The following is a 7,360-nucleotide window of genomic DNA, read 5'->3' on the forward strand; positions in this document are numbered from 1 at the left end:
GTTCTCCTTTTTGCAAAAAAAAATTCTAACATTCCAAAGAGTTTAAAAAGTGGGTTTGTTTTATAATTTATTGATAATATGATAATATTCTGTTCAAATTAATAAAAAGATTTTTTTATGATACATATTTTTTCAGCACTAATCCCTGTATTTAGCCTTATTCTAATAGGCTATTTTTTCAAAAAAATAAAATTTCCATCCCATGAATTTTGGCCACAAGCAGATAAACTGACATATTATGTACTTATGCCTTCACTTTTAGTTTATAAACTTTCGACAGCATCCCTTGATTCAGAAAATAGCTTTGGCTTTGTAGCATCAGCATTACTAGCAATACTTTTTACTATGATTATTCTTATAATTATAAATAAAATTATCCCATCTGCACCAAGTGCTTTTACATCTATGGTACAAGGAGCAATAAGATTTAATACTTATGTATTTTTAGCCCTATCAGCATCTATATTTGGGAATGAAGGTTTAGTCTATTCTGCAATTATACTTACATTTGCAATTCCATTTATCAATATTTTATGTATAAGTATATTTGCTATTTATATTACAAATGATAAATTAAACTTCTTATATCTGTTAAAATCAATTATTACAAACCCTTTAATAGTAGCTTGTGTAGTTGGTGGAAGTATAAACTTTTTAGGGATTCATCTTCCTGTAGTTTTAAATAATACTTTAGAAATATTAAGTAAAGCTGCACTTCCAATGGGACTTCTATCTGTTGGTTTTGGACTTGTAATAAAAGAGATAAAATCTTCAAAAAGTGAAGTTATTATCTCAAGTTTAGGGAAGCATCTTATTTTTCCTATTTTAATCTTTTTATTTGGAAAGTTTTTTGGAATAGATGGTATGATGTTGTCTATTTTAGTACTTTTTGGAGTATTACCTACTGCACCTTCTTCGTTTATATTAGCACGTCAACTTGGTGGAGATGTGGGGTTAATGTCTTCAATTATAACTGTGCAAACACTTTTATCAATAGTTTGCATACTTTTAGTTTTGCACTATTTTATCTAAGTTAGGAAAATACTATGAAAACTTTGCTTTTTAGCATACTTTTTACAACTTTAGTTTTTGCAAATTATAATTACTCAAATCAAAATAGTGGTAAAATAGATATGCATGGTGGCAAATCTGATAACTTATTAAAAGATAAAAATTCACTTTCAAATATGAATTCAAACAGTTTAAGCAATCAATTAAAAAAGAAAAAAGAACCTAAAACAGAAGTAATTGAAGAAAAAGAGTTTAAAGAGTTAAAAGAGCTAGGATTATAAGCTTGTGTATTAATTTTAAATTAATACACTAACTATTACTTTTATTGCCAATAACGATAATAAAACTTTTAAAAACATAATAAACTTTTTACCATCAATAGTATCTCTTAACTTTGTACCTGTCCAACTCCCTACTATTGCTCCAATTATCATTACAACTAAAATTCCAATATAATCAAAAAATACAAAACCAAAAAACATAAAAGCAAAGACCTTTAAAGTATGAGTAATACTCATCAAAGCTGCTCCTGTTGCCACAACTATATTTTTATCATTATAATCTTTTAATAGTAGTGTCATAGTAAGAGGTCCTGTTGCCCCTACAACAATAGAAAGTCCCGTTTGAAAAAATCCTGCCAAAAAATAGCTTTCGTATTTTTTAAGTTTTTCATTGAATTTTTCAGACCAAAGAGATAAAAGTATATAAACCCCAATAAAAAATGGTACATAATCTAAAGAGATAAAATACAAAATTGAAGCAAAAAAACCAATACCAAATAGTGATCCAAATAAAAATTTTGGAATGACTTCTAACTTAACATCCTTGTATCCAAATACAGCACGACTAAAATTACTAGACATTTGAGTCAAACCATGTACTGGAATAAGAGCATTAAGTGGTAAAAATGAAGGTAAAATTGCAATTAACATCATACCTCCTCCAATACCAACAACACCTGCAACTGTGGAGGTTAAAAAGGTAATTAAACCTAAAATTAACTCTTGATTCATAAAACTTCCCAAAAATATTATATTTTTGTAATATAATACAATTAATTTAAAGTTAGCTTTCTTTATAATGCTGACAAAATATTTTATTTTAAGTTGTGAAAAAAAGAGATAATCTTTTCACATGAGGAGTTTATATGGCTACGTTGGAAAAAGAAATAGAAAATTATCTAACAGAATTTCAAGGGAAAGTCCCGAAAGAAACTCAAGATATATTAAATGGTGCAATTAAAAAATTAGAAGAATCAAATATTTTTAGCAAAGCACTTAATGTTGGAAATAAAATTCCAGAATTCTCACTATCAAATCAAAATAAAAAAATAATAAACATAAAAGATGTAGTAGAAAAGAACAAATATACAGTATTGAGTTTTTTTGAAGGTTCTTGGTCTGCTTATAGTAACTTTCAACTACTAGCTTTACAAAAAATTGTTTCTCAACTAAAAATCTTGAATGCTACACTTGTTACAATTTGTCCTCAAACACAAGATAAATCACTTTATTTAAGTGAAAAGCACTCTTTAAATTTTGATATTCTTTATGATAAAAATAATACCATAGCTAAAGATTTTGGAATCGCTTATACTTTAAGTGATGAAGTTATTCCTATTTATGAAAAACTTAAAATCGATATTATTGAAGCAAATAGAAATGGAACATATGCTTTGCCACTACCTGCAACTTATATTGTAAATAAAAATTATGAAATCATTTATGCTTTTGTAGATGCAAATCACAGAAAAAGATGTGAACCAAAAACAATAATAGACGTACTTAAAAAAGATATTATCAACAAAAGATAATAAAAATAGATATGTATCTTTTTAGGTACATATTTATTTCTCTTCACAAAACTTTGAACTAAAATAATCTTAGCTATAATAAAAACTTTAAAAAATATTATAAGGTTTTAAATGAATAAATATAAATTTGTATCATGGAATGTAAATGGTATCCGAGCAGTTGATAAAAAAGAAGCTCTTAAATGGGTAGATGAACATGATATCCATCTTCTTGGAGTTCAAGAAACAAAATCAATGAAAACACAAATCCCTCAAACTATCTTTGAAAAAAACTTTAAAAATGTAACAGCAAGTGAATCAGCCATAAAAGGTAGAAGTGGAACTGCACTTTTTACTGATTTGGATATAACTTTTGAGTGTAACTGCCCAAGTGTAGATATCTTAGATGAAGGAAGAATCAACGAAGTTCACTTTACTTTAGGAGATAAGGATATAGCATTTTTTAATGTATATTTTCCAAATGGTCAAAGTAAAGAAGAGAGACTTGTATATAAAATGGAGTTTTACGATAGATTTTTAGAGCATTGTGAAAATTTAAAAAAACAAGGTAAATCAATCATAGTATGTGGAGATGTAAACACAGCCCACAAAGAGATAGATTTAGCAAGACCAAAAGCCAATGAAGATGTGTCAGGTTTCCTACCCATGGAGCGAGCTTGGATAGACAAATTTTTATCTCACGGCTACATAGACACCCTAAGACACGTAATTGGCGATGAACCACATAATTACAGCTGGTGGAGTTATAGAGCAAATGCCAGAGCCAATAATGTTGGCTGGAGGATTGATTATTTTTATGTAAGTGAGGACTTGAAACCTCATATTTCAAATGCTTATATTATGAGTGATATTTTTGGAAGTGACCACTGTCCTATTGCTTTGGAGATGGAGATATGAAGATACTAAAAATCACTTTTAATTTTTAGTATTTTAGTTTTAAGCTTTGGAAGATATTCTCTTAGAATATTTTCTATAAAGCCTAAATCGACACCTTCATAATCATGTACAATATAATTTCGAGTGTAATAAGCACCCTCTTTATCTTCTTTTAAATCATATTTTTCAATCAAAGTATCATCAAACTTTTTTAGAGTTTCGCCAATTTGAGAAATAGCCATTAATATTGCCATTTGTCCCTCAATATCTTCTAAAGTTTCAACAATACCTTTATGTCTATTAATTATTAACTCGACATTTTCTATCATTTCAAGAATAAAATCAATTTTTGCTAAACAAGAGTTTTCAGACATAAACTACATCTTTTAAAATATACTTTTTAGCTGTTTTAGAAAGATTTGTTTTAGGAGCTAAATCAATCTTCTTACCTAAACTTTTACCAATATATTCTTTTATTTCATCAAGTTTTTTAAACCCTATAAAACCACTATATTTATCATAAAAAACTTTTTCAAGATGGTATAAAATATCTACATCACTATCTTTAAGATTTTCATTTCTAGCATACGAACCAAAAACTCCATCAATAATAAAGCCATCAGTCATCAATGTTTGTTTTAATGCTTTTAAGTTTTCAAATACTTCTTGATTATCCATAAGTACCTCTATTTTTAAGTGTTTTGATTATATCAAAATATTTATGATGATTACAAATTTTGTGTTTGAATGTCTTTAGGTTAAATTTAAAATATATTGCTCTCTTGAAAAGACAAACCTCTCCGCTTTCTTACTTTTTCTATACAAAACAAAAAAAGCAAATACCTTTGAATTTTATGAAAATTATGTAAGTGTATATTTAATTAAATAAAAAATGTATCCTGTTACTGAAATTTTGAATTTTGGAAGTAATCACTACCCTATTGCTTTGGTCTTGGAAATATAAAAATGGTAAAAATCACTTTTGATTTTTACCATTATAGTTTTTAAATATTTATAAATTATTATTTAAATTTTTTACATCATTATACAAAGTAATCAAATGCCTATCTGACATATCTAGTATAGGTTCATACATAAATGAATTTAAATGTATGTTTTCAGGTGTCATTAGATTAACTTGTCCTAATACCTTTAAATTATCTGTTTCTTGTGGATACAATTCTTGATATTTATTAAAAAGTTCAAATGTTTGAACTTTAGTTATACTATTTACAAAAGTAGGGTTATTTATTTTATCAATCATAAACTGTTCAGCTTTTAACCTAATTGCAATAGAAAGTGTTATCTTATTTTCAAGATTGTTATTTTCATCTACAGTAGAAACACTATAAGCTTCATTAAAAATCAAATCTAACACATAATTACTATTTCCAAAGTTAAAAGTTTGGCTTGATAAAATACCTTGAAAAATATTTTGTAAATCATTTAGTGTAATACTATTTGTATTAGACTTTATATGAAGTAAAGATGTTAATGTACTATAATTAGTAGAACTTTTACCTTGTATATATTCAACTAAATTTCTTACAAATGGAATTGAAGCTATTAAAATTGTTTGATTAGTATTAATATGGTTTTTCCAATAATTAAATACATTTTCTAAATAACCTGCAGGAATAAGTTTGATTTCACTATCATTTTTTAATGTCATAAAACAATCTTCACGTTTAATATCTAATCTACTTGCTATTGTCCTAAAAAAATCAAAATTATGTGTCATTACTATCATATAAAAAATATCTTCTTCTAATATCTCTTTTAGATACTCAATAATGGCATATTTATTTTTATAGTCAAATGAATCAGCAATATCATCAATTATTACTAAAGTATCATTTCCATCTTTTTTTCGTACTTCAATTTCAAATATAAGATTTAAAATGTATAGTGCTCTTTTTTCGCCATTACTTAATATATTTTCTTTTAATTTTTGTTCATCTATTGTCTGTTCCTCTCCTCTATCAGTATATATAAACTTTATGTTAGGAGGTGTATCTTCATTTAAAATCACATCTGCTTTATTTTCAACAATTAATTTAAAAGGAACATTGAATTTTTGGTTAAATTTATCAACTACATTTTGCCAATCTGTTTCTTGATTTTTTGCTTCATCAATTATTTCCAATAACCTTGTCTTGGATTCAGTATAATAATCTAATAAATCAAAGATTTCTCTCTCACACTTTTTAAAATAAGCCATCCATAAATCATATTTTAGAAGTTGAGGATTGTTTAATTTTAAAAGTATATCTTGATTATTTTCTAGTAATTTTCTAAAGTTTCTTAGTTCTGCATTTTTTTCTAAAGCATCATCAATTTTTTGAAAAATTGTTTGTAGCTCAGGATTTGTTAAAATTGCTTGTTTTTCCTCTTCTATTAATGATGACAATTCATTTTCAGATAATATTTCCTGATAACTTCCATCATTTTTTTTCAAATTTATCTTATTTTGTACACTAAAAAAACCATTTTTTGATAAGGAGGATGATATTGTGGCAACATTGTTATGGGTAAAATTTGGTTGTAGATATTGTGATTGTTCAATTAAGCTATTATACTTTTCTATATAATTTTGTAGATTTTCTTGAATACCTCGTGTCTCTAAAAATTTTTTAACCTTATCATTAAAAATCACATCGTATTTTATACCTTCAAATTGACTTTCTTCCATTGCTTCAATTTCAGTTTTTGCATATTCAAATACTTGAAAAAAAGATTGCCCACTATTAATTTGAGAACTTAAAAGTTCATTTTCTAATCTTTGCCTTGATATGCCACTTACACTATATAACGAGGAAATCAACGTCTTTTTCAAATTTTCTAAATTAGTGTATATCTCATCATACTCTTCTTTTAATCTTTCATTTACTAATAATGTTGATATTTTTTTAGATTTATAGTCCTCTTTATATGATTCTATAACAAAAATATTATCTGATATAAGTTCATTACCACTTTCATCTTTTATATTACAAATAGGAGTTCTATGAGGATATATCTCATCTTTTGGTGTTCTATTATTGCTTAAGTCAATAAATACCTTAGCAAAAGATGATTTCATAAATCCATTTGGGGCATAAATATTCTTAATCTTTTTTTGACTAAAATCAAAATCTTTAATTAATTTATTTATGCCATAACAGTTTTCTAAGCTTACATTTACCCTATTCATATAAATTTTCCTTATATTAATTAAATTTAAAAACTTTAAAATAATATATTCTATCTTTTTACCGTCACATATCATGTCACATTTTTAATAAATTATAAAATTATATTCTTTCTTGAAGAGGTAAACCTCTCCGCCTTCGCTTACTTTGTGTGGACAAAGTAAGCCTTGTGCTTGCACTCTCTTTGAGAAAACCACCAACAGAGTTTGAAAGCCCTTTGGGTTCCCTCATTTATTATTTATCATTTGTCTGTACCAGAATTTAGTCACTTCGTTCCAGCATCTGACTTGCAAATGTTGAAGATAAAAGGTGGGATAAGGACATTTGCATTTTTGATTTGTTTAGATACTTAACTTCACTTTAGTAAATTTATATATGAAAGTTTAAACTATAGGGATTTCTTTCTGCCTTTGATGAAGCTAAGATTTTAGGCTTTTTTTTCGGGGAACAGTGAGGACTCGTATACTAC

Annotated in this window: 8 protein-coding genes; 4 read left to right on the top strand and 4 right to left on the bottom strand. The window is 26.5% G+C overall.

What is annotated here, in order from left to right:
* Nucleotides 1–117: 117 nt before the first annotated feature.
* The gene (locus ACQY5W_RS11670; protein ID WP_428025151.1) at nt 118–1,032 is read left to right on the top strand and encodes an AEC family transporter; all 915 of its coding nucleotides are present in this window, start codon (nt 118–120) and stop codon (nt 1,030–1,032) included.
* Between the two features lie 14 nt (nt 1,033–1,046).
* Entirely contained in the window at nt 1,047–1,292 is a 246-nt protein-coding gene (locus ACQY5W_RS11675; RefSeq protein ID WP_428025152.1) for a hypothetical protein, read from the top strand.
* A 15-nt stretch (nt 1,293–1,307) separates the two neighbouring features.
* On the opposite strand, the gene ACQY5W_RS11680 is transcribed toward ACQY5W_RS11675, so the two are convergent.
* On the bottom strand, nt 1,308–2,024 hold the full coding sequence (locus ACQY5W_RS11680) for a TSUP family transporter (RefSeq protein ID WP_428025153.1): 717 nt from the start codon (nt 2,022–2,024) through the stop codon (nt 1,308–1,310).
* 134 nt (nt 2,025–2,158) lie between these two features.
* Between ACQY5W_RS11680 and ACQY5W_RS11685 the strand changes: the two genes are divergently transcribed.
* Entirely contained in the window at nt 2,159–2,824 is a 666-nt protein-coding gene (locus tag ACQY5W_RS11685) for a peroxiredoxin-like family protein (protein ID WP_428025154.1), read from the top strand.
* Between the two features lie 111 nt (nt 2,825–2,935).
* The gene (locus tag ACQY5W_RS11690) at nt 2,936–3,721 is read left to right on the top strand and encodes an exodeoxyribonuclease III (protein ID WP_428025155.1); all 786 of its coding nucleotides are present in this window, start codon (nt 2,936–2,938) and stop codon (nt 3,719–3,721) included.
* A gap of 5 nt (nt 3,722–3,726) precedes the next feature.
* Here the strand turns inward: ACQY5W_RS11690 and ACQY5W_RS11695 are convergent, their stop codons facing one another.
* The 3 genes from ACQY5W_RS11695 to ACQY5W_RS11705 all read right to left on the bottom strand — a co-directional run bounded on the left by ACQY5W_RS11695 (nt 3,727) and on the right by ACQY5W_RS11705 (nt 6,893).
* The gene (locus ACQY5W_RS11695) at nt 3,727–4,074 is read right to left on the bottom strand and encodes a HepT-like ribonuclease domain-containing protein (RefSeq protein ID WP_428025156.1); all 348 of its coding nucleotides are present in this window, start codon (nt 4,072–4,074) and stop codon (nt 3,727–3,729) included.
* The gene (locus ACQY5W_RS11700) at nt 4,067–4,378 is read right to left on the bottom strand and encodes a nucleotidyltransferase family protein (RefSeq protein ID WP_428025157.1); all 312 of its coding nucleotides are present in this window, start codon (nt 4,376–4,378) and stop codon (nt 4,067–4,069) included. The genes ACQY5W_RS11695 and ACQY5W_RS11700 overlap by 8 nt, the downstream gene beginning before the upstream one ends.
* Nucleotides 4,379–4,712: 334 nt before the next feature.
* Nucleotides 4,713–6,893, bottom strand: coding sequence for a hypothetical protein (locus ACQY5W_RS11705; RefSeq protein ID WP_428025158.1), 2,181 nt, complete (start codon nt 6,891–6,893; stop codon nt 4,713–4,715).
* Nucleotides 6,894–7,360: the final 467 nt, after the last annotated feature.

It is taken from the genome of Arcobacter sp. (genome assembly GCF_050300555.1).
Taxonomy (GTDB): Bacteria; Campylobacterota; Campylobacteria; order Campylobacterales; family Arcobacteraceae; genus Arcobacter.